Origin of the sequence: Vibrio owensii CAIM 1854 = LMG 25443, assembly GCF_000817815.1 — a bacterium.
GTDB lineage: Bacteria > Pseudomonadota > Gammaproteobacteria > Enterobacterales > Vibrionaceae > Vibrio > Vibrio owensii.
The window spans coordinates 33,731-55,468 of record NZ_JPRD01000006.1 but is presented as its reverse complement, the minus strand read 5'-3'; the positions used below and the strand labels follow the sequence as shown (position 1 = coordinate 55,468).

Here is a 21,738-nt window from a genome sequence, read left to right as displayed (position 1 = left end):
CTTCAGACACTAAAAAAGCGCCTATTACAGGCGCTTTTTTGCTTCTACTCTATCGCATATCAATGCTTAGATTAGTGCGGAGAGATGTTAGACAGACACTGAATGTGAATCGTGATCTCTTCGCGGTCATGGTACAAGTGCTTAGCTTGCAGCTTGAATTTCACCTTGTTCTCAATCAGGAACATTTTTAGGTTTTCAAGATCTTGCAGCACTTCGTCGTAACGACCTTTCATTGGAAGCTTAAGGTTGAAGATCGCTTCTTTCGCCCAACCCTTTAGCAGCCATTGGCCCATAAGGTGCGCAACGCGTGCTGGCTTCTCAACCATGTCACACACAATCCAAGTAACGTTCTTACGGTCTGGTTCAAATTTAAAGCCATCCACCATGTGGTGCTTGATTTGACCCGTTTCCATAAGGCTATCCGCCATCATGCCGTTGTCCACACAGTGAACAAACATCGAACGTTTTACTAGTTGGTAAGTCCAACCACCCGGACATGCACCTAAGTCAACACCCCACATACCTGGCGCCAAACGCTCATCCCACTCTTCACGAGGAATGAAGACGTGGAATGCTTCTTCTAGTTTCAACGTTGAACGGCTTGGCGCGTCTGCTGGGAACTTAAGGCGAGGAATACCCATAAAGAACTGCGAGTTGTTGCCTGGGTATGAGTAACCGACGTAACAATGACCCGGAGCCACAAAGCAAATATGCAGTACAGGCTTCTTCGCGTTGTCTTTGTTCCACATCAGACCTTTACCACGCATCGCTTGACGCATTGGTACCGTGAACTTACGGCAGAACTTCAATAGCTCTTTTGCTTCGTTCGTGTCTGGGGTTTCAATGCGCAGATCGCCACAACGTGGGAATTCTTCGATTTCTGACAGTTCAGCAAGAATTGGGCTGATGCGGTCGTCGCTTGGTAGCGCTTCAAACTCAGCCGCCACAGCAAACATCTGACGTGCAAAAATCAGGGCGCTAAAGTCCAAACCTTTAGCAAGCTTGTCTGCGTCTCCATCTTGGTAACACTCGAAGACAACATAACCTGAGTTTTTCTTCACACGAGGGAAGCCATACACTTCCAACTGTGTCGCTTTGTCCTGAATTTCACCAGCACACTCTTTCTCAAAGCCAGAACGGCAATAGAGCATTAGTTGTTTCACTTGGAGACCTCTTTGATATTAAACGCAGCAAAAAAGAACAGACACCAACCGATCATGAACAAAAATCCTCCCATAGGAGTGATGGGTCCAAACCACTTAATGCCCGTCAGCGCCAGCGCGTAAAGACTGCCGCTAAAACAAAAGATGCCGATGATAAAGCAAATCGCGGCGATGAAAAAATACTTTTGTGCTTTTTTTCCCAAATTCAACAGCAGTAAGATGGCACACAATGCGATAGCTAAAGTATGGATGAATTGGTACAAAACGCCGGTTTCAAACACACCCAATAAATAAGGCGATAACTTCGCTTTCAAACCGTGTGCTGCAAATGCACCTAACGCCACCGAAGTTAAGCCAGAAAGACCAGTAAACGAGAGTAACCACTTACTTTTCACGGTACACCTCTTTAATAAATGCCACTAACTGCTCTACCGTCGAGGCAATGTTGCCTGCTTCTGTGTAACCAGAGCTCTTACGAGGCTTAAAGCTGTGGTCACCATCGGGCAAAAAGCGCACTTTCACTTGCTCTGACAACGCAAAGCCATCGAACTCTTCGCGCTTGCCGAATGTATCGCGCTCACCTTGTAGAATTAAGGTTGGCTTTTCAATGTTGGCCAGATGCTCGCCTTTGTATTTCTCTGGTTTGCCCGGAGGGTGAAAAGGAAAACCTAAACAGGCAATACCCGCCACCAGCTCATTACCGGCAAGCAAACTCGACATGCGCCCCCCCATCGATTTGCCACCAATAACAATAGGTTGAGAAGTAAAGTGAGTGATCACTTCTTCATAAGCTTCCAGAAGCTTTGGCGCACGATCGGGCGGACGCTTCTTGCCATCTTCCGCTCGCTTAACCATGTAAGGAAAATTAAAACGCACCACGCGTATGCCCTGCTCAACTAATCCTTTGGCAACGGCAGACATGAAATCGTGTTCCATACCCGCACCAGCGCCGTGAGCGAAAATAAATAGCGGTCCGTTTTCAGGTCCCTCAGCTATCCAATGGCTCATCCAATACTTCCTCTTGTTCTTTTCTTGCAGTGGCCAGCATCCAGTCCCTAAACGTTGCGATACGTCCCATGTCCGCTTGCTGTTCGTGACACACTACATAGAAGGCATTCTTCGACACCAACACCTCATCAAATGGCGCAATTAAGCGTCCCGCTTCCATTTCAGGTTTGGCTAATACGTTGTTTCCAAGTGCGACACCTTGTCCGTGCGCAGCCGCTTGAAGCACCATAGTCGAGTGGCTGAAAATAGGACCATGATTTACATTGATACCTTCAATATTGTGCTGACGAGCAAACTGCTTCCAATCTTTACGAGAGGTATCATGTAACAAGGTATGCAATTTAAGGTCACTTAGAGATTCTAATGGTTTGTTACCTAAAAGTAACGAAGGTGAACAAAGTGGGATCAAAAACTCTTGGTAGAGTTTATCGGCACGCAAACCAGGCCAATTACCGCGACCATAATAGATAGCAACATCGACATCATCGGTCAGTGAACCTTCGTCCATATCTACCGCTTTAATACGTACATCAATGTCCGGTTCTTGCGCGTTAAAATCAGCCAAGCGCGGAACCAACCACTGAATAGCAAAGCTTGGTGGCAAACTGATGGTCAATGCACCTTTTTCACTACGTTCCAATACCTTATCGGTCGCTTCTGCAATCGAAGTGAAGATATCTTTAATGTCTAGGAAGTAACTTTGCCCTTCTTCGGTAAGCAAGAGAGAGCGATTTCGGCGACGGAAAAGCTTCAAAGATAAGAACTCTTCTAACGCTTTTATTTGGTGACTTACTGCCGCTTGGGTAACGAATAGCTCTTCAGCAGCACGGGTAAAACTGAGATGACGAGCAGCCGCTTCAAAAACGCGAAGCGAATTCAACGGAGGCAATCTGCGAGACATTATGGGACCTCAAGTAGGATTAGTTTTTTTTATCTGAAACATTATAAAATGTCCGTTGCCGAACAGCCAGATAAATTCTATATTTCATCCCGCAACACGAGCCTGAACGGCTTGATTCCATTTGTGAATCAATTGGCTTCGTTGTTGCGATGTTGTGTTTGCAAACTCGTATTTCGAGTTAGGTAGATTTCTACCATATGTTTTGTCCACACTCCCTGTGACAAAACAGATACTTCCTGTATTTATTTTGACCTGTCTGTCAAATTTCTTGCACCGCCTTATTAGGCGGTGTTTTTTTATCTAAAAAATCTCACCTTCTTCTTCCTTCAGAAAATGGCATCAGCATCACTTTTGCGTTCTCATTTCGGATTAATTATCGTTATATCAATACAAATTCCGAAGGATGCGATTGAGGTCAATCTTATCACTTCACAAAGAATAATTTTGCGTGTGCTAGAACGAAAAAAGCGCAAACTGATTTCTCAATTTGCGCTTTTGTGACTGTCTGTTTTACAACACGATTATGGGCGGTAAACCTTCACGTTGTTGAAGCCTTGTTCTTGCAAGTAAAGCGCTTGCAGACGGCTCATCACACCACGTTCACAGTACAGTAGGTATGTCTTAGCTTGGTCTAGATCGCCAAACTGAGTACCCAGTTTGTAGAATGGAATGTGTTTCACATCAACGCCATCGATTTCTAGTGGGCTATCGTCTTCCTCTTCAGGGCTACGAATATCCAATACAATTGCATCGCCTTCTACTGCTTGTACTTGCTCAACTTCTGGTGCCGCTTGCTCAGATTCTTTTGCGATGTCACGGATGTCCATCATGCGAGCTTCTTGAACCACTTGCTCAAGGATGCTGAAGTCGAATTTCTGTTCTTCTGCTTCTAGCTTGCCTTTCACCGCTTTCACAGTTGGCTTTTTAGAGATAACACCACAGTATTCTGGCATTGTCTTCGCAAAGTCTTCAGTGCCGATTTCACGCGCTAGGTTGATGATGTCTTCTTTGTCCCAGTTGATTAGCGGACGAAGAATCAGCGTGTCTGTCACGTTGTCGATGTGGCGTAGGTTCGTTAGTGTCTGGCTTGATACCTGACCTAGCGCTTCACCAGTCACCAATGCTTCGATCTTCATCTTCTGAGCGATCATGCCTGCTGCACGCATGAACATACGCTTCAGAATCACGCCCATTTGGCCGTCATCAACTTTCTCTAGAATTTCTGCCACTACTGGTTCGAAATCAACTGAGATGAAACGTACTTTTGCTGAAGAACCGTATTTATTCCATAGGTAGTGAGAAACCTGCTTAACGCCGATCTCGTGTGCTGGACCACCTAGGTTAAAGAAACAGTAATGTACTTTTGAACCACGTTTGATGTGCAGGTAGCTTGAAACACCAGAGTCGAAACCACCTGAGATCAGGCTTAGTACGTCTTCTTGTGTACCTAGTGGGAAACCACCTAGACCTTTATGACGCGCCAACACTTGGTTTAGCTTGTCGTTAGTCACTTCAACGTTGATCGTTACGTCTGGCTTGCTTAGCTTAACTCGAGCGCTTTCTACCGCTTGGTTAAGACCGCCACCTACGTAACGCTCTAGTTCAATAGAAGTAAAATCGTGCTTACCGCGACGCTTAGCGCGCACAACGAAAGTTTTACCTTCGATCAGTGAACCGCTTAGCTCCAACACTTGCTCGAAGATGTCGTGCAAGTCTTTGAATTCGGTTTGTTTTACTTCAAGAATGTGGTGAATACCTGGCGTGTGCGTCAGGATTTCTAAGACTTCAGCGTGAAACTCGTCACTCTCAGAGGTCACTTCAATGTGATCACGACGGTTGAATACCGCGACAGATTCCGTACGGCTCTTAACGATGTTACGAATGTTGCACTCTAAAATCTTTGTGAAGCGCTTACGCACAGATTCACTTTTTACAAAAATTTCTGGATGGGGCTTTACAATAAATTTCATAGTCTAGTTCGCAGGTTAGGTTCGCAATCAACAATGAGTGAAAACTCCGCACTAGGTGTTCATACGCAACAACATCATGAGTTGTTCACACCCAGCTCAATGAGCTCACTTTTAAAGGCGCAAGATTATACACCCAAGCGAAATGGAAAGACAAAAAAAGCGAGCCAACGCTCGCTTTTAGTATAAGAACAAATGTTCGGTTATTGAATTACTGGCACTTCATCACTGTAGAGTGGCTCGCCTTGCATGATGCTGATTTCAACGCGGCGGTTTAGCGCTCGGTTTGCATCCGAATCATTTGGGGCCAATGGCTCAGTATCCGCCATGCCACGCACGCGTAAGCGTTGATGCGAGAATCCCCTAACCTTCTCCATTTCTTGAGCAACCGACACCGCACGCTGCGACGACAGATCCCAATTAGAGCGGTACAGTTCAGAATCCAGCGGTTGGTTATCCGTATGACCTGATACTCGAACAATACCCGGTACGTCTTTGACCAATTCCGCGATTTGACGCACTAACGGTCTAAACTTCGGTTGTAAGAACGCAGAACCCTCTGGGAAAGCGCCTTTCTCACGCATTCGGATTACTATCTGCTGACCAAGGTTTTCAACTTCTATGGCCCCTTGTTCAATCTCACGTTCCAACGCTTTCTTGATACTTTCCATCAAGGTGTCCATCTCTTGCGAGGTTTGCTCAGACTGCTGCTGTTGCATGTCTGATTCCGCCGATTGGTTGTTTTGCGTTGACGTTTCTGGTGATTGACCACCCGTTAACTTGCCTTGGTCGCGCTTGGTGCCACCCGCTCGGTCAGATTCTCCCTCGTGAAATTCTAACGTCTGCTGGGTGATGTCCATGGTTTGTTGCATGATGACATCAATTGGCGTTGGTTCCGGACGACCCGGTCTAAACTCTTGGGCAATGATGCTGGTGCCTTTTGGAATGTCCTTCACCTCAAGTTGATTCTGAACACCGAAAGCAAACTTCATCGACCCCGCGATCTGTTTGAACTTCAGTACGTCCATTTCCGAAAACGAAAGCAACAGCACGAAGAAACACATCAGCAATGACATCAAGTCAGCGAATGTCCCCATCCACTGGGGGAGGCCGGGTGGCGGACAATCACATTTATTATCTTCATCCATCAGATGACCTCCAGATTAGTCGTCAATCTCAAGGGCACGTTTGCCCTCGTTGAGGTAGTTCTTCAGGTAACTATCGATAACTCGCGGGTTTTGACCATCTTGAATGGCAAGCACTCCGTCCATGATCAAACGACGGTTTAACGTTTCTTGATCACGACGCAGTGACAATTTGTCCGCAATCGGGAAAAACAGCATGTTAGAAAGCACCGCACCGTAAAGCGTGGTCAACAAGGCAACCGCCATCGCAGGACCGATCGCTTTTGGGTCATCCATATTCGAAAGCATGGCAACCAGACCGACTAACGTACCAATCATACCCATCGCTGGCGCTACATCGCCAAATGCGCGAAATACACCAGTACCTTGAGTGTGACGCTCGTCAGTTAACGCGATGTCTTTTTGTAGCGCGGCACGCACCACGTCTGCATCATGGCCATCCACCAACAAGTCGATGCCTTTTTGCATAAAGCTGTTGTTGATTTCCATCTCTTCTAAAGCAAGGAAGCCGCCTTTACGTGCTGCGTCTGCCATTTCTACAATCTTCGCGATCAAGTCTTCCGGCTCGTCCGCTTTAAACATGAATGCTTTGCCCGCAATTTTGGTTGCGCCGAAGAACTGCCCTATGGTGAACTTCATCAATACTACAAACGTTGAACCACCAACGACGATTAGGATTGAGGTGACGTCGATGAACATGCCGATGCTGCCACCTAGCACCATCGCCATGATGACGAATGCAAAACCACCAATCAAACCTATTAGGGTTGCTAAATCCACAAAGCACTCCTCTCGCTATACTCAAATATTGCCTAGTCAGGCGAATTATTACTTGTATCGACAACTAGAACAGTTTTTTTAGAAAAATCTTGGTCAATACATCACAAAATGATCGTTTAGGCTCGAACTAAATGATCGAGATTGTCTTATCAGACCCGTTGAGCGCTAATTTTGTGACAATTATGTAAGGTTAAATTTGACCAACTTAGTAGGCTAAGGTAACTTGCGTGCATTCTATTAGAGGCTTGATTAAGGCAGATAAAAGATGGCGGTCAAGAAACCAGAAAACATGACCTTCGAAGCGACCATTGAAGAGCTAGATAGCTTGGTTGATCAACTAGAGAATGGCGATATTGCCCTAGATGATGCTCTACGTAAATTTGAACGTGGCATTGCACTGGCTCGTGCTGGTCAAACTAAACTGAGCGACGCCGAACAGCGCGTAAGCATTCTTCTTAGCGAAGATGATGAAGCACCACTGAGTGACTTCAACCCTGAGTCAGAATAATAATCAGTAGTGAGCAATGTGATGCAAGAGACATTGACGTCTTATCAACAAAGAAATAACCAACAATTAAACCTGTGGCTGGAGCAACTTCCTCATCAAGAACAGCCGCTGATTCAAGCGATGAAATACGGCCTGTTGCTAGGCGGAAAACGTGTTCGTCCATTTCTTGTTTACATCACAGGTCAAATGCTGGGTTGTAAGCCAGAAGATCTCGACACTCCCGCTTCTGCGGTTGAGTGTATTCACGCCTACTCTCTTATCCATGATGACCTGCCTGCGATGGATGATGATGAACTGCGCCGTGGACAACCTACTTGCCACATCAAATTTGATGAAGCGACAGCGATTCTCACCGGCGACGCACTCCAAACTCTTGCCTTTACTATCCTTGCAGAAGGTGAACTGAATCCGAACGCTGAAAGCCAGCGTATAAAAATGGTACAGGCACTGGCGCAGGCGTCTGGTGCGAGCGGCATGTGTCTTGGACAAGCGCTGGATTTAGGTGCAGAAAATCGTCGTGTTTCTCTCGCAGATTTGGAAGAAATTCATCGCAATAAAACCGGAGCACTGATTAACTGTGCGGTAAAATTAGGTGCTTTAGCCGCAGGTGAAAAAGGCCTAGAAGTTTTGCCACACTTAGAACGTTATTCAAAAGCGATCGGTCTGGCGTTTCAGGTTCAAGACGATATTCTTGATATCATCAGTGACACTGAAACACTGGGTAAGCCTCAAGGTTCAGACCAAGAGTTGAACAAGAGCACTTATCCATCGTTGCTGGGTTTAGAGGGAGCAATGGAGAAAGCTCACACTCTGCTACAGGAAGCGCTTCAAGCATTGGAAGCAATCCCATACAATACTCAGTTACTCGAAGAATTCGCCCGATATGTCATCGAGCGCAAGAACTAACACTATAAGCGCGCATTTATATGACTCTTGATATTTCAAAGTACCCAACACTGGCGTTAGCAAATACACCGGAGGAGTTGCGTCTTCTTCCGAAAGAAACATTGCCAACTTTGTGCGATGAACTACGCACGTATCTGCTAAATTCAGTGAGTCAGTCTAGCGGACATTTAGCGTCTGGCTTAGGCACGGTAGAGCTAACTGTAGCTCTGCATTATGTTTACAACACCCCTGTTGACCAGTTGATCTGGGACGTGGGCCATCAGGCTTACCCACACAAGATTCTCACTGGCCGTCGTGATCAGATGCCAACTATCCGTCAGAAAGACGGTCTTCACCCATTCCCATGGCGTGAAGAGAGCGAATACGACACCCTTTCTGTTGGTCACTCCTCTACTTCTATCAGTGCCGGTCTTGGCATGGCCATCAGTGCACAAAAAGAAGGTGAAGGTCGTAAAGTCGTCAGTGTGATTGGTGATGGTGCGATCACAGCAGGTATGGCATTTGAAGCCATGAACCATGCTGGTGACGTTCATCCGGACATGCTAGTGATTCTGAACGACAACGAAATGTCGATCTCAGAAAACGTCGGCGCACTGAACAACCATCTTGCTAAAGTGCTTTCTGGCAGCTTGTACACTTCTATCCGTGAAGGCGGTAAGAAAGTGCTGTCTGGCGTTCCACCAATCAAAGAGTTGGTGCGTCGTACTGAAGAGCATCTAAAAGGCATGGTAGTTCCAGGTACTCTGTTTGAAGAGCTTGGCTTTAACTACATCGGCCCAATCGACGGTCACGATGTCAATGAGCTCGTCAAAACGCTGAAAAACATGCGTGAGCTAAAAGGTCCTCAATTCCTGCATATCATGACCAAGAAAGGTAAAGGTTATGAGCCAGCAGAGAAGGATCCGATCGGCTACCACGGCGTACCAAAATTTGACCCATCACACAGCAGCCTACCTAAGAGCAGTGGCGGTAAGCCGACCTTCTCTAAGATCTTTGGTGATTTCCTATGTGATATGGCCGCGCAAGATCCTAAGCTAATGGCAATCACGCCAGCGATGCGAGAAGGCTCTGGTATGGTTCGCTTCTCAAAAGAGTACCCAAGCCAATACTTCGATGTTGCCATCGCAGAGCAACACGCTGTGACGCTTGCTACCGGTATGGCGATTGCGGGTGATAGCCCAATCGTTGCGATCTACTCAACCTTCCTACAGCGTGGTTATGATCAACTGATCCACGACGTTGCGATTATGGACTTGCCAGTGATGTTTGCTATCGACCGTGCTGGTCTAGTTGGTGCAGATGGTCAAACTCACCAAGGTGCGTTCGACTTAAGCTTTATGCGTTGTATCCCAAACATGGTGATCATGGCACCAAGCGACGAAAACGAATGTCGTCAAATGCTGTACACAGGCCATAAGCATACTGGTCCAAGTGCCGTTCGTTACCCACGCGGTAGCGGTATGGGCACAGAAATCGAAAAAGACTTCACTGCACTTGAAATCGGTAAAGGTCGCATCGTTCGTAAAGGTGAAAAAGTGGCGATTCTTAGCTTCGGTACCTTCTTAGGTAACGCGCTAGAAGCAGCTGAAAAACTAAACGCAACGGTAGCAGACATGCGCTTTGTGAAGCCACTTGATGAAGCCTTGATTCGTCAACTAGCCGCAGAGCACGATGTTCTGGTTACACTAGAAGAAAACGCGATTGCAGGTGGTGCTGGCGCGGGTGTGATTGAGTTTATGATGAAAGATAAGATCATCAAGCCAGTACTCAACCTTGGCTTGCCAGATCGCTTCGTTCCTCAAGGGACACAAGACGAGCTACATGAAGAGCTTGGCTTAGATGCAAAAGGCATCGAGAAGTCGATCAACGATTACTTAGCCAAGTAAGCGAACCTAACACAACGAAGTAAACACAGAAAAGGGATGCCGTGGCATCCCTTTTGTTTATCTGTCACTTTTAGATCTTTAAAGATAAGTGTTACATCCAACCTGCGTATTTCGCCACTAAGAACAGCGCGATGCCCGCCATAATGCCTGCCACGATATCATCAATCATGATACCTAAGCCGCCATGAACACGTTTGTCTAACCAACCGATTGGCCACGGTTTTACCATGTCAAAGAAGCGGAACAAGATGAAACCGGTGAGTAACCATTTCCACTCTGTTAGCGGAATATTCAATGCAGGTACTAAACTCATGGTGATCCAAAAACCTGCAAATTCATCCCACACGATCGAACCATGGTCGTGCACACCCATATCATCGGATGTCACCTGACAAATTTTAATGCCAACCAAACAAGAGACAAGCACAACAACCACATAAGCAGGGAAAGGCAATTGAGCAAGCAACAAGAACAATGGAACCGCCGCAAGCGTCCCCATCGTGCCGGGAACAACAGGCGATAAGCCGCTACCAAAACCTGTCGCTAATAAGTGCCACGGGTTCTTTAATGAAATCAGAGAGAGAGGGTTGGTCATTTCCTTTAAACCTATACTGCGAGTTTGGTTTCAATCTTAGGCTAGAGCCTAGCTCAGATCATTTGAAGTGGTCAAAGCCACTGAGATCCCAATCAAGAGGTTGATTGTTATCATGCAGCTCAAACGTACCTTTTGGTCGTATCTGGCCAATGCACGTTACTTTACACCCAGTGTGCGACAAAGCACTTTGTAGTGAGCCATGGTTTTGCTCTGGCACGGTAAAGCACAGTTCGTATTCTTCACCACTGGATAAAGCATACTGCTGCGCGCTCACCTTATCATCTAAAAACTGAACCAATTCTGAAGATATTGGCAGTTGGGAAACATCCAAACTGACTCCAACCTCAGAGCGCTTAAGAATGTGCTTAATATCAGATATCAAACCATCAGAGATATCAATCGCCGACGAAGCGAGCCCAACCAATGCTTGCCCTGCCAAAACTCGAGGCGTACTGAGATAATGTGCTTTCTCTAACTCTGGCGCAGCAACTCGAGTGCGTAATGTGTTATCGAGCACAACATCGAGCCCCGCTTTCGCATCACCAAGGTTACCCGTCACATAAACCCAATCTCCGACTTTTGCCCCTGAGCGAGTCAATGCTTTACCCTCTGGAACAAAACCTTGCACCGTCAAAGTTAGACTTAATGGCCCCTTTGTCGTGTCACCGCCGATTAACTGAATCCCGAAGTAATCAGCTAGGTCAAAAAACGCATCACAGAAAGGCGCTAACCATGCTTCGTCAGGCTCTGGCATCGTCAATGCAAAACTGACCCAAGCCGGCGTTGCTCCCATTGCCGCTAAATCACTGATATTAGAGGCAAGTGCTTTGTGAGCGACCCAAGCAGGATTCGCCTCCGCGAGAAAATGAGTCCCCGCCACCAGCGTATCGGTACTAATAGCTATCTGCACATTCGCAGGCGCCTTTACTAACGCACAATCGTCACCCGCAGCGAGGTGCACGTCTTTCCGCTGGCTTTGACGCCCAACAAAATACTTATCGATTAAACTGAATTCACCAGACATTGTTCACTGACTTTTTGATGTAAAAGTTTTTGATACAAAAAAGGTCAGCATGTGCTGACCTTTTTAATGAAGAAATCGTTATTTCTTACGTACGTGTGGCGCCGCTTTATCTAGCACACCATTCACAAATTTGTGGCTGTCTTCTGCCGCGAATACTTTAGCAAGTTCAATCGCTTCGTTGATTACCACTTTGTAAGGAACATCTTCGCGACGAGTCATCTCGTACATAGCAAGGCGAAGAAGAGCAAGCTCCATCATGTCTAGATCCTGCATTGGACGAGACACGTATGGACGGATTTTGCTATCTAGCTCAGAGTGGCTAAGTACAACACCGCTTAGTAGTTCACGGAAGTAAGCTACGTCTGTTTCTGGAGCAGCTAGTGCAGGCTCAGATGCGTGAAGTTCTTCTTCATCGTATTTGTCGCCAGACAAAAACTGTTCTTCGATCGTGGCAACATTGTCTTTAGTAATTTGCCATGAATAGATCGCTTGTAGCGCGAATTGACGTGCGTTACGACGTGCGGCTGGTTTCACACTGGCCCCCATTAGGAATCAATTTCAGATAGTACATTAATCATTTCAAGTGCGCTTAGTGCAGCCTCTGCACCTTTATTACCAGCCTTGGTTCCTGCGCGTTCAATCGCTTGATCGATAGTATCAACAGTCAATACGCCAAATGCTACTGGAAGGCTGTATTCCAGAGAAACTTGTGCAAGACCCTTGTTACATTCACTACAAACATAATCAAAGTGTGGAGTACCGCCACGGATTACTGTACCTAGAGATACGATAGCATCGTACTTACCAGTTTTAGCAACACGTTGAGCTACTAGAGGTAGTTCTACGGCACCTGGACAACGAACAACAGTGATGTTGTCTTCGCTTACTTGTCCGTGACGCTTTAGTGTATCGATCGCACCAGAAAGTAGGCTTTCGTTAATAAAACTGTTGAAGCGAGAAATAACGATAGCAATTTTTGCATTTGGCGCTGGGAAGCCACCCTCGATCACTTTCATAAGCTTTCCTTTAACTCTATTTATAAGTGAAAATTGTTCATCAAGTGAGAATCGCCGGATTCTATCACAAATTTGTGAGCAATATCTAATGGAAATTGGAGACGAATCACGAGTTCCTAGTCACCGCTGTGCTAAGTGAGTTGACGACTAGGAACGGATCGCTTGGTAATTATTCGCAGATGTACTCAACGACGTTGAGACCAAATCCGCCAAGTGCGTGGTATTTCTTGTTAGTAGAAGAAAGCAGACGCATGTCATGGATGCCTAGATCAGCAAGGATTTGCGAACCAACACCAACACGGCGAGATGTACCTTGCTTCTTCGCTAACGTTGGCGCTTCGCCTTTGTCTTGTGCTTCAAACATTTTCACACGATGGATAAGCAGGTCTGTTGACTCTTCGTTACCAAGGACAACCAATACACCACCTTCTTCACCGATGCGTTTCATTGCCTTCTCAAGAGTCCAGCTGCGCTCTGCATTACGGTCGCTGCGAAGCACATCCGTAAATACGTCTTGGAGGTGAACACGAACCAGCGGCGCTTCAGATGCTAGATCACCTTTACACATTGCGTAGTGTACTTGGTTGTCGATCGTGTCTTTGTAAGTCACAAGCGTGAATTCGCCAAATTCCGTTGGTAGCGCACACTCAGCAACGCGTTCAATCGTTGTTTCTGTGTTGTTGCGGTATTCAATAAGATCAGCGATGGTGCCTAGCTTAAGATCGTGTTTTTCTGCAAACACTTCTAGGTCTGGGCGACGTGCCATCGTGCCATCGTCATTTAGAATTTCTACGATAACCGATGCAGGCTCAAATCCCGCAAGACGAGCCAAATCACAACCCGCTTCTGTATGACCAGCACGAGTTAGAACGCCACCATCTTGAGCAGCAAGAGGGAAGATATGACCCGGCTGCACTAGGTCAGCCGCTTTCGCGTTTGGCGCAACCGCAGCTTGAACAGTGCGAGCACGGTCAGCAGCAGAAATGCCCGTTGTTACACCTTCAGCCGCTTCAATAGAAACGGTAAAGTTCGTGGTGTATTGCGCGTTGTTGTCTTGCACCATCGGCGGAAGACCTAGGCTTTCACAACGAGCTTTAGTCATAGTAAGACAGATCAAGCCACGACCATGCGTAGCCATAAAGTTGATAGCTTCCGGCGTAATGTGCTCGGCAGCCATGATCAAATCACCTTCGTTCTCACGATCTTCATCATCCATTAGGATGACCATTTTGCCCGCGCGAATATCATCAATAATTTCTTGTGGCGTGCTGATAGGCATATTCTGTTTCCCGTTATTCAAAAATTTATTATTGCAGCAGCAATGTGTTTAACGTCTTGGTTAGGCATGGATGCTGGCTTTAGTTAGCAACGAGTTTGAACCTAACCTTTATTAAGTCAATTAACCTGATAACGTTCTGTGATTATGGTCTGCTTCGCTTAAGCAAAACCATTTTGCTGCAAGAATTCCATCGTGATGCGAGATTCTTGCGTCTCTTCCTTTTGGCCTTGTAACAAGCGTTCCATGTAGCGAGCTAATACGTCCACTTCTAGGTTCACTTTACGGCCAACTTGGAACTGATCGATGGTCGTTTCTTCACTGGTGTGAGGAACAATCGTCAGTTTAAAACCATTCTTACGTAGGTCATTCACCGTCAGACTAATGCCGTCTACCGTGATAGAGCCTTTCTCTGCGACATACTTAGTGATTTCGGCAGGCATCTCTACCCAGAACTCAATCGCACGACCCACTTGGTTACGTTCAACAATCACACCCACGCCATCAACATGGCCAGAAACAATGTGACCACCAAAACGTGTCGTCGGCAACATGGCTTTTTCTAGGTTCACTTTATCGCCAACTTGGTATGCAGCAAAACCTGTTTTGTTCAGCGTTTCCAGTGATAAGTCTGCACTGTAATAGTTGCTACCGAAGTCTACCACCGTCAAGCAGACACCATTCGTTGCGATACTGTCGCCTAACTTCACGTCAGCCATATCCAACTTGCCAACTTCTACCGTTACGGTGATGTCTTCGCCTTTTGGCGTAATCGCAGTTAGTTTGCCAACTGCTTCTACAATTCCTGTAAACATAATGCTTCTTTCTAGCTTTGGTTGCGTTTGACGGTTGCGGTGATGCGAATATCCTCACCCACCATTCGAACGTCGGTAATAGTTAAATCGATAACTTGCGCCATCTCAGTCAGGCCAAGTGCGCCAATCAAACCTCGCCCATCGCTGCCCATCAACTTAGGCGCAAGATAAACGATCAGTTCATCTACAAGGTTAGCTTTGATTAATGAGCTCGCGAGTGTCGCTCCAGCTTCAACCCACAAATGATTAATATGAGTTCCGCTTGCGACCGCTTTAAGTGTTGCCGCCAAGTCGACTTGGCCGTTTTTATCTAGCTCAGGCGCAATATCGCCACCATGGCTAACAATAATACGCTCACCGTCAGTATTGAATAGCTTTAGATCATCGCTAAGTTGAGACTGACGATCCAAAATAACACGAGGAGGCTGACGAACTTCATCTTGTTGGTAGTGCGCTTTTACACTGTTAGGCAAGTCGTCCCAACGTACGTTCAGTGATGCATTGTCATCAATCACTGTTTTACTGGTTGAGAGAACACCGCCACTCAATGCTCGGTAACGCTGCACATCTTGGCGAGCCTTTGGGGAGGTGATCCATTGGCTCTGGCCATTGCTGAGCGCACTTTGCCCGTCTAAACTGGCCGCCATTTTAAGTTGAACGTATGGCATGCCCGTTTGCATAAATTTGATGAAGCCCTTGTTCAGCTCAATAGCTTCGTTTTCTAACAAGCCAACCTGAACTTCTACGCCAGCATCACGCAGCATTTGAAAACCACGTCCTGCTACTTTTGGGTTTGGGTCTTCCATCGCACAGACAACACGAGCCACTTTGGCTTTGATTAACCCTTCAGCGCAAGGCGGTGTGCGACCATAATGAGAGCAAGGCTCCAACGTCACATAAGCCGTTGCACCTTCGGCTTTATCACCCGCCATACGCATTGCATAAACTTCAGCATGAGGTTCACCCGCTCGGTGATGATGACCTTCGCCAACTATCTCACCGTCACGGACAATAACGCAGCCTACGTTAGGGTTAGGTGCTGTGGTGTAAATGCCGCGTTTCGCCAATTTGAGCGCACGCGACATCATTTCGAAATCTTGAGGGGTAAATTCTGAAGAGAGAGATTGTTGAGCCATGATTCAATCAGTCTTCTAGGCGAGCAATTTCTTCGCCGAATTCACGGATATCTTCAAAGCTGCGGTAAACCGATGCAAAACGGATGTAAGCGACCTTATCCAGCTCTTTCAATTGATCCATCACTAGATTGCCAATCATCTCACTTGGTACTTCACGTTCACCCGTTGCACGCAACTGAGACTTAATCATGCTGATTGCGAGCTCGATTGAATCGGCACTAACCGGGCGCTTTTCTAGTGCGCGTTGAATACCACCAACCATTTTATCTTCGTCAAACGGTTCACGGTTGCCGTTAGACTTAATCACTTTCGGCATCACCAATTCGGCCGTTTCAAACGTGGTAAAACGTTCGCTACACGCCAAACATTGGCGACGGCGACGAACCTGATGGCCGTCCGCAACTAAGCGAGAATCAATTACTTTTGTATCGTTCTCAGAACAAAAAGGACAATGCATATCACCTCCAAATAGCATGCGATTGGGGTAGTCCCAAAAGCAAGACTAGTGTAGCGGAATTGCTATGTTAGAGAAAACAAAAAGGGGCATCTCAGCCCCTTTTCAATCAATATCAGACAGTTTCTGTTAACTGCGTGCTAGGTAGTTTGCTTTACCAACCCATTTGTAGCTGGTTAGTTCTTCTAAACCCATTGGACCACGTGCGTGCAGCTTCTGAGTAGATACCGCTACTTCAGCACCTAAGCCAAACTGTGCACCGTCAGTGAAGCGTGTTGCTGCGTTTACGTAAACCGCTGCAGAACCGACAGAATTGATAAACAATTCTGAGTTCACCAAGCTGTTGGTCATGATCGCATCAGAGTGGCTCGCGTTATGAATACGCATGTGGTCAATCGCTTCTTTCACGTCTGCAACCACTTTTACACCTAGCGTGTAGCTTAGCCATTCCGTATCAAAGTCACCTTCCGCTGCATCACGAATTTGTGTTGCTTGAGCCATCAGTGCTTTTGCCTTTGGCTCAGCCACGAAAGTCACTTTATCGTTCATACGCTCTACGATCATTGGTAGGAATTGCGCCGCAACATCTTCATGTACAAGCAGAGTGTCTAGCGAGTTACATGCAGATGGGCGTTGAACTTTCGAGTTTTCAACTACGTTCAGAGATTTTTCTAAATCCGCAGATTCATCAACGAAGATATGGCTGATACCAAAACCACCAATGATCACTGGAATTGTGCTGTTCTCTTTACACATTTTGTGTAGACCAGCACCACCGCGTGGAATGATCATATCAACGTAATCATCAAGCTTAAGCAGTTGAGAAACCAACTCACGGTCTGGCTTTTCAATGTACTGCACAGAGGCTGCTGGTAAGTTCGCTTTAGCCAATGCTGATTGGATAACTTTCACCAGCTCCATGTTGGAGAAGAACGTCTCTTTACCACCACGTAGGATGCTTGCGTTGCCTGTTTTTAGGCACAGTGCTGCGATATCGATGGTTACGTTCGGACGCGCTTCGTAAATCACACCGACCACACCCAGTGGTACGCGACGACGAGACAGTGACATGCCGTTTTCTAGCACTTTGCTGTCGATCTCGCTGCCCACAGGATCGTTTAGGCTGATCACGTTACGAACGTCATTAGCAATGCCTGTCAAACGCTCTTCGTTAAGTAGAAGACGATCTAGTAGCGCATCGGTTAGACCCGCTTCACGGCCGAGTTCGATATCTTTTGCATTTGCAGCCAAAATCGTTGCTGCATTTGCTTCTAGCTCATCAGCGATGATCGCTAGTGCTTGGTTCTTTTGTGCGGTTGACGCTGTCGCCAATTCGAAAGCTGCATCTTTGGCAGCTTTACCCATATTCGTTAAATCCACTTTGCTTCCCTCAATCTATTCTTGAATGACGACAAGATCATCGCGATGAATCACTTCTGAGCCGTAGTCATGACCCAAAATAGAGATGATGTCTTTACTGTGCTTACCAGCAATTTTGGCTAGGTCTTCACTTGAGTAGGCGCTAATACCACGAGCAACCAATTTACCCTGTGCGTTTGTCACACGTGCAACTTCACCACGAGCAAAATCACCACTGACTTTTACAACGCCTTTTGCAAGTAGGCTGCTGCCCTTACCCACAACGGCGTTCACTGCACCATCATCGATAATGATGTCGCCCGATGCCGCAGGACCAGCTAAGATCCAACGTTTACGGTTTTCTAGTGCTTCTGAACAAGGTAAGAAACGCGTGCCTTGTGGCTCCGAACTCAATGAATCGAAGATAACATTTGGCGCACTACCCGCAGCGATAATGACCTCAATACCTGCACGACGAGCAATATCTGCCGCTTGAAGTTTGGTTGCCATACCGCCTGTACCTAGCGTAGTGCCACTACCACCCGCAATTTTACGCAAAGTATCATCGATGGTTTTCACTTCTTTGATCAGCTCAGCATTCGGATCTTTACGTGGGTCTGCGGTAAACAAGCCCTTTTGGTCAGTCAGGAGCAGTAATTTGTCTGCACCACACAAAATCCCTACCAAAGCAGACAAGTTATCGTTGTCACCAACTTTGATTTCGTTTGTCGCAACTGCATCGTTTTCGTTCACGATCGGAATAATGTCGTTTGCTACCAGAGCATTAATGGTGTCACGTGCGTTTAGGAAACGCTCACGATCATCCAAGTCAGCACGAGTTAACAACATCTGACCAATTTTGATGCCATAAATGCCAAACAAAGACTCCCATGTTTGAATCAAGCGGCTCTGGCCAACGGCTGCAAGCAACTGTTTGCTCGCCATCGCGTTGGGCAGTGCGGGGTATCCAAGATGCTCACGGCCTGCTGCAATTGCACCAGACGAAACCATTACTACTGAATGGCCTTGTTTCTTTAGTTCAGCACATTGACGAGCCAGCTCTACCATATGAGCACGGTCTAACGCCAAAGTGCCGCCTGTCAGCACACTTGTACCCAGTTTCACAACGACGGTTTGTGGTTGTGAAATAACTGCATTCTGTTGATTCGTTGTCATGATGTCTTCTGAAATGAAAAACAAATAAAGAGTGAACGTTTTAGCAATCAAATGGGGATTTAACAAGCAGAAAAGGTGCGAAAACGCACCTTTTTGTCTTATAGAGGAAGAAAACAGCCAAATTAGGCGAAATCAAACGATTCTGTGTGATATTCCACTTCCAGTTTGAAATGCTCAGCCACTGTATCGATAAGCTTTTGATGGAAGGTACTCTGAGTGAGGTACACTTCTTCAGTCACCTTATCTGGCAATGGTTCTGAGGTCCAATCCCCTTCTTTGTTGTATTTACCGATGTGGTATTTTGCCGTAAAGCCACCTTCAATGGACTCCAAGTCCATCCACCAGCCCCAAAATTCACGTTTTTCTGGTGACTTTTTATCGTCAACACAGACAGATAGGCAGTCAAAATAGTAATGCCCTTCTTGTGATTGTGGTTCGCGCAGGTAAGGACCTATCGCCTTCAACTTTGACATCAAGCGAAAGTGAGTCGGCCCTTGAGTCGTCTCTGACATAAGAATCTCCGTTTCCATAGTAAGGATATTGAGCTATCCAAGAATGATTATTATTTTTAATTATCATAAGCTTATTTTTTGCTCATCTATATCACTCTTAACTAAATTAGGAGATTTGTCATCTTAATAATTCGTCCTCCAACCACTTTATGGCTAAATCGAGGGATTGCTCATAACCTTTTGTAATTGTCTTGGAACTGATTTTCTTAGCTTGTCCGTACTGGCTAAACAGCGCAACCAACTGGTTGTCACTGTGTGGTGAAACAGGGTCGCCTTCTAAGCTGAGCGCAAGAATTGGCACCTTAGTTTTGCGGCTGCTCAAAAAGCCTTGTACCTTCAACGACCACGCCATCATCTGACCTGCCATGCTATTGATGTCCACGGCGCTCTTACCCAAACGAGACGCCAGCAGATCTAGGTACATCTTCGGCATCTGCTGCAGTTTCTTCGGTGAGGTAAACAGATCATGCACCGGCGCACCTAATGCTACACAAGCTTTGATCTTCTCTTGCTCAACGAAAGAAAGACGAATCATCGCATTGCCGCCGAAGCGGAAACCAATCAAACCCACCTTATGATGATCAACCCAAGGTAAAGAGAACAACTCATTGAGTACAGCTTGGTGCAGACAACTTGAATCTTCCGTTAAAGGCCAATGCGAGCTGTGGCCGACCGATGGCATATCAATGGTCAACATCGCAATGTCTTTTGGCGCAAGGTGATTACGGAACAAACGCCACATGTCGGTTTGTAAGCTATCCAGTCCCGCACTGACCATGACAACAGGAAGTTGTTTATCTGTGCGTGGCAAGTGTAAGTTCGCGATGATCTTACGCTTTTGGTAAGGCACTTCGATCTGCTTGATAACGTACTGAGTTTTCTCAGAACCTTCGGTATAAGCTTTGTTTGCCAACACTTGAGCTTGAGCCGCTAAGTTGTCGTTCTTTAAATGTGGGTAGCCCGCAATACTGAAGCACAGTGATGCCGTAAACAGTTCATCAGCAGCCTCTTCTCCCTTCATTTCACCCGCACGACGCTGGTGTTCCATGCCCAGTTTGATCCATTCAAACGTCCAGTTGCCGCTGTGGTAGCCCATGACAGTGTCGAGCCACTGGTCTTCGGTACGCGAATGCTTGGACGACGCAATCTTAGACAGAACACTTTCCATTTCGATTGGTGACAAACCTTGCCACGCCCATTGAAGGCGTCTTAAGTGGCGATACCAAGCACGGTCGCCATGCTCTTCTCGCTCATCAAGAATCTTTTGACTGGTCGGCATGTACTGAGTAAGTGCGGAGGTTTCTTTCGCTTGCTTGTGTTTTACAAACAAAGTTTCGGAGAGATTTTTACTGACGTCTTCTGGCATAGGAAGAACTCTAGGCTGGTTGCGATAGCGTAATAATAATAAAAAAAATGCCCCTATAAAGGGGCATTTCTCAATATTCTTAGTGCAAACTTATTTTTGCTTACGGTTCACTGGCTCAGCAAACTGGATAGACATATCCCAAGGTTGCTCGATCCAAGTGTCTTGAGCGATGTCTACTACGTAATCATCTAGTAGCTCAACACCTGCAGGCTTAGCACATACTGCGATAAGTTTCGCTTTCGGGTACATTTCACGTAGCTTGCGTGCTGTGTCACCGCTATCTACTAGGTCTTCAACGATTAGGAAACCTTCGCCGTCACCTTCTGGTGCTTTAACTACTGTCATATCACGCTGGTGATCGTGGTCGTAGCTAGAGATACAAATAGTATCAACGTGACGAATACCCAGTTCACGCGCTAGGATTGCACCAGGAACTAGACCACCACGGCTTACCGCCCAAATACCTTTCCATTGCTCAGCTGGCATTTGTTTCTCAGCCAGTTCACGGCAGTAAGACTGCATCGCATCCCAAGTGATAATGAATTTTTTACTCATTGTAATAACCTAATAATTTCAAAATATGCATCCCCTCTATCTAGCTGTTGGCGCTGAAATGGACTCAACAAGCTAAACTTTCCACACCAGAGGAAATGGGGGTTTCAAGCTGCGCAAACGATTATTCTACCGAAACCCATGGCTAATACCAACGCTGATATCAAAATTCTCCGCCAATTCCGCAGAAAAA

The 21,738-nt window shown here is 46.4% G+C and carries 23 protein-coding genes; 3 read left to right on the top strand and 20 right to left on the bottom strand.

The window, feature by feature from the left end:
* Positions 1 to 71: 71 nt before the first annotated feature.
* The 7 genes from rlmM to pomA all read right to left on the bottom strand — a co-directional run bounded on the left by rlmM (position 72) and on the right by pomA (position 6,964).
* Positions 72 to 1,163, bottom strand: a complete 1,092-nt coding sequence (rlmM, locus tag H735_RS02475) for a 23S rRNA (cytidine(2498)-2'-O)-methyltransferase RlmM (protein WP_020196461.1) — start codon at positions 1,161 to 1,163, stop codon at positions 72 to 74.
* The gene (locus H735_RS02470) at positions 1,160 to 1,558 is read right to left on the bottom strand and encodes a DUF423 domain-containing protein (protein WP_020196460.1); all 399 of its coding nucleotides are present in this window, start codon (positions 1,556 to 1,558) and stop codon (positions 1,160 to 1,162) included. Before H735_RS02470 ends, rlmM begins: the two co-directional genes overlap by 4 nt.
* Positions 1,548 to 2,171 carry an alpha/beta family hydrolase gene (locus tag H735_RS02465; RefSeq protein WP_020196459.1) on the bottom strand — a complete coding sequence of 208 codons (624 nt, stop codon included), beginning with the start codon at positions 2,169 to 2,171 and terminating at the stop codon, positions 1,548 to 1,550. The genes H735_RS02470 and H735_RS02465 overlap by 11 nt, the downstream gene beginning before the upstream one ends.
* The gene (locus tag H735_RS02460) at positions 2,152 to 3,072 is read right to left on the bottom strand and encodes a transcriptional regulator GcvA (RefSeq protein WP_009705628.1); all 921 of its coding nucleotides are present in this window, start codon (positions 3,070 to 3,072) and stop codon (positions 2,152 to 2,154) included. Before H735_RS02460 ends, H735_RS02465 begins: the two co-directional genes overlap by 20 nt.
* Before the next feature lie 521 nt (positions 3,073 to 3,593).
* The gene (gene thiI / locus H735_RS02455; protein ID WP_020196458.1) at positions 3,594 to 5,042 is read right to left on the bottom strand and encodes a tRNA uracil 4-sulfurtransferase ThiI; all 1,449 of its coding nucleotides are present in this window, start codon (positions 5,040 to 5,042) and stop codon (positions 3,594 to 3,596) included.
* A gap of 200 nt (positions 5,043 to 5,242) precedes the next feature.
* The gene (locus H735_RS02450; protein WP_020196457.1) at positions 5,243 to 6,187 is read right to left on the bottom strand and encodes a flagellar motor protein MotB; all 945 of its coding nucleotides are present in this window, start codon (positions 6,185 to 6,187) and stop codon (positions 5,243 to 5,245) included.
* Between the two features lie 15 nt (positions 6,188 to 6,202).
* Positions 6,203 to 6,964, bottom strand: a complete 762-nt coding sequence (pomA, locus tag H735_RS02445) for a flagellar motor protein PomA (protein WP_020196456.1) — start codon at positions 6,962 to 6,964, stop codon at positions 6,203 to 6,205.
* 265 nt (positions 6,965 to 7,229) lie between these two features.
* Between pomA and xseB the strand changes: the two genes are divergently transcribed.
* From xseB to dxs, 3 genes are read left to right on the top strand one after another with little or no spacing between them, the layout of a single operon-like run.
* Positions 7,230 to 7,472: an exodeoxyribonuclease VII small subunit gene (gene xseB, locus H735_RS02440; protein WP_020196455.1), complete on the top strand. Its 243-nt coding sequence runs from the start codon at positions 7,230 to 7,232 to the stop codon at positions 7,470 to 7,472.
* A 21-nt stretch (positions 7,473 to 7,493) separates the two neighbouring features.
* On the top strand, positions 7,494 to 8,378 hold the full coding sequence (gene ispA / locus H735_RS02435; protein WP_005440174.1) for a (2E,6E)-farnesyl diphosphate synthase: 885 nt from the start codon (positions 7,494 to 7,496) through the stop codon (positions 8,376 to 8,378).
* A 20-nt stretch (positions 8,379 to 8,398) separates the two neighbouring features.
* Positions 8,399 to 10,264 (top strand): 1-deoxy-D-xylulose-5-phosphate synthase, encoded by a 1,866-nt coding sequence (dxs, locus tag H735_RS02430; protein ID WP_020196454.1) that lies wholly within the window; start codon positions 8,399 to 8,401, stop codon positions 10,262 to 10,264.
* Between the two features lie 91 nt (positions 10,265 to 10,355).
* Here the strand turns inward: dxs and pgpA are convergent, their stop codons facing one another.
* From pgpA to gpt, 13 genes are all read right to left on the bottom strand, one after another.
* Positions 10,356 to 10,859, bottom strand: a complete 504-nt coding sequence (gene pgpA, locus H735_RS02425; protein ID WP_009705624.1) for a phosphatidylglycerophosphatase A — start codon at positions 10,857 to 10,859, stop codon at positions 10,356 to 10,358.
* Positions 10,860 to 10,917: 58 nt separating this feature from the next.
* The gene (gene thiL, locus H735_RS02420) at positions 10,918 to 11,883 is read right to left on the bottom strand and encodes a thiamine-phosphate kinase (protein ID WP_009705623.1); all 966 of its coding nucleotides are present in this window, start codon (positions 11,881 to 11,883) and stop codon (positions 10,918 to 10,920) included.
* A gap of 78 nt (positions 11,884 to 11,961) precedes the next feature.
* Positions 11,962 to 12,429 carry a transcription antitermination factor NusB gene (nusB, locus tag H735_RS02415; RefSeq protein WP_005440182.1) on the bottom strand — a complete coding sequence of 156 codons (468 nt, stop codon included), beginning with the start codon at positions 12,427 to 12,429 and terminating at the stop codon, positions 11,962 to 11,964.
* On the bottom strand, positions 12,429 to 12,899 hold the full coding sequence (ribH, locus tag H735_RS02410; protein ID WP_005440184.1) for a 6,7-dimethyl-8-ribityllumazine synthase: 471 nt from the start codon (positions 12,897 to 12,899) through the stop codon (positions 12,429 to 12,431). Before ribH ends, nusB begins: the two co-directional genes overlap by 1 nt.
* 169 nt (positions 12,900 to 13,068) lie before the next feature.
* Positions 13,069 to 14,178 (bottom strand): bifunctional 3,4-dihydroxy-2-butanone-4-phosphate synthase/GTP cyclohydrolase II, encoded by a 1,110-nt coding sequence (ribBA, locus tag H735_RS02405; RefSeq protein WP_005440186.1) that lies wholly within the window; start codon positions 14,176 to 14,178, stop codon positions 13,069 to 13,071.
* 158 nt (positions 14,179 to 14,336) lie between these two features.
* On the bottom strand, positions 14,337 to 14,990 hold the full coding sequence (locus tag H735_RS02400; RefSeq protein ID WP_005440188.1) for a riboflavin synthase: 654 nt from the start codon (positions 14,988 to 14,990) through the stop codon (positions 14,337 to 14,339).
* An 11-nt stretch (positions 14,991 to 15,001) separates the two neighbouring features.
* Entirely contained in the window at positions 15,002 to 16,126 is a 1,125-nt protein-coding gene (gene ribD, locus H735_RS02395; protein WP_020196453.1) for a bifunctional diaminohydroxyphosphoribosylaminopyrimidine deaminase/5-amino-6-(5-phosphoribosylamino)uracil reductase RibD, read from the bottom strand.
* A 7-nt stretch (positions 16,127 to 16,133) separates the two neighbouring features.
* Positions 16,134 to 16,583, bottom strand: coding sequence for a transcriptional regulator NrdR (nrdR, locus tag H735_RS02390; protein ID WP_005424846.1), 450 nt, complete (start codon positions 16,581 to 16,583; stop codon positions 16,134 to 16,136).
* Between the two features lie 126 nt (positions 16,584 to 16,709).
* Positions 16,710 to 17,960 carry a glutamate-5-semialdehyde dehydrogenase gene (locus H735_RS02385; RefSeq protein ID WP_027726718.1) on the bottom strand — a complete coding sequence of 417 codons (1,251 nt, stop codon included), beginning with the start codon at positions 17,958 to 17,960 and terminating at the stop codon, positions 16,710 to 16,712.
* A gap of 15 nt (positions 17,961 to 17,975) precedes the next feature.
* The gene (gene proB / locus H735_RS02380) at positions 17,976 to 19,115 is read right to left on the bottom strand and encodes a glutamate 5-kinase (RefSeq protein ID WP_005440196.1); all 1,140 of its coding nucleotides are present in this window, start codon (positions 19,113 to 19,115) and stop codon (positions 17,976 to 17,978) included.
* A 122-nt stretch (positions 19,116 to 19,237) separates the two neighbouring features.
* Complete coding sequence (gene crl, locus H735_RS02375) at positions 19,238 to 19,627, bottom strand: sigma factor-binding protein Crl (protein ID WP_009705620.1); 390 nt, start codon at positions 19,625 to 19,627, stop codon at positions 19,238 to 19,240.
* Between the two features lie 118 nt (positions 19,628 to 19,745).
* Positions 19,746 to 20,993, bottom strand: a complete 1,248-nt coding sequence (frsA, locus tag H735_RS02370; RefSeq protein ID WP_020196451.1) for an esterase FrsA — start codon at positions 20,991 to 20,993, stop codon at positions 19,746 to 19,748.
* A gap of 90 nt (positions 20,994 to 21,083) precedes the next feature.
* Positions 21,084 to 21,548: a xanthine phosphoribosyltransferase gene (gene gpt, locus H735_RS02365; RefSeq protein ID WP_005440202.1), complete on the bottom strand. Its 465-nt coding sequence runs from the start codon at positions 21,546 to 21,548 to the stop codon at positions 21,084 to 21,086.
* Positions 21,549 to 21,738: the final 190 nt, after the last annotated feature.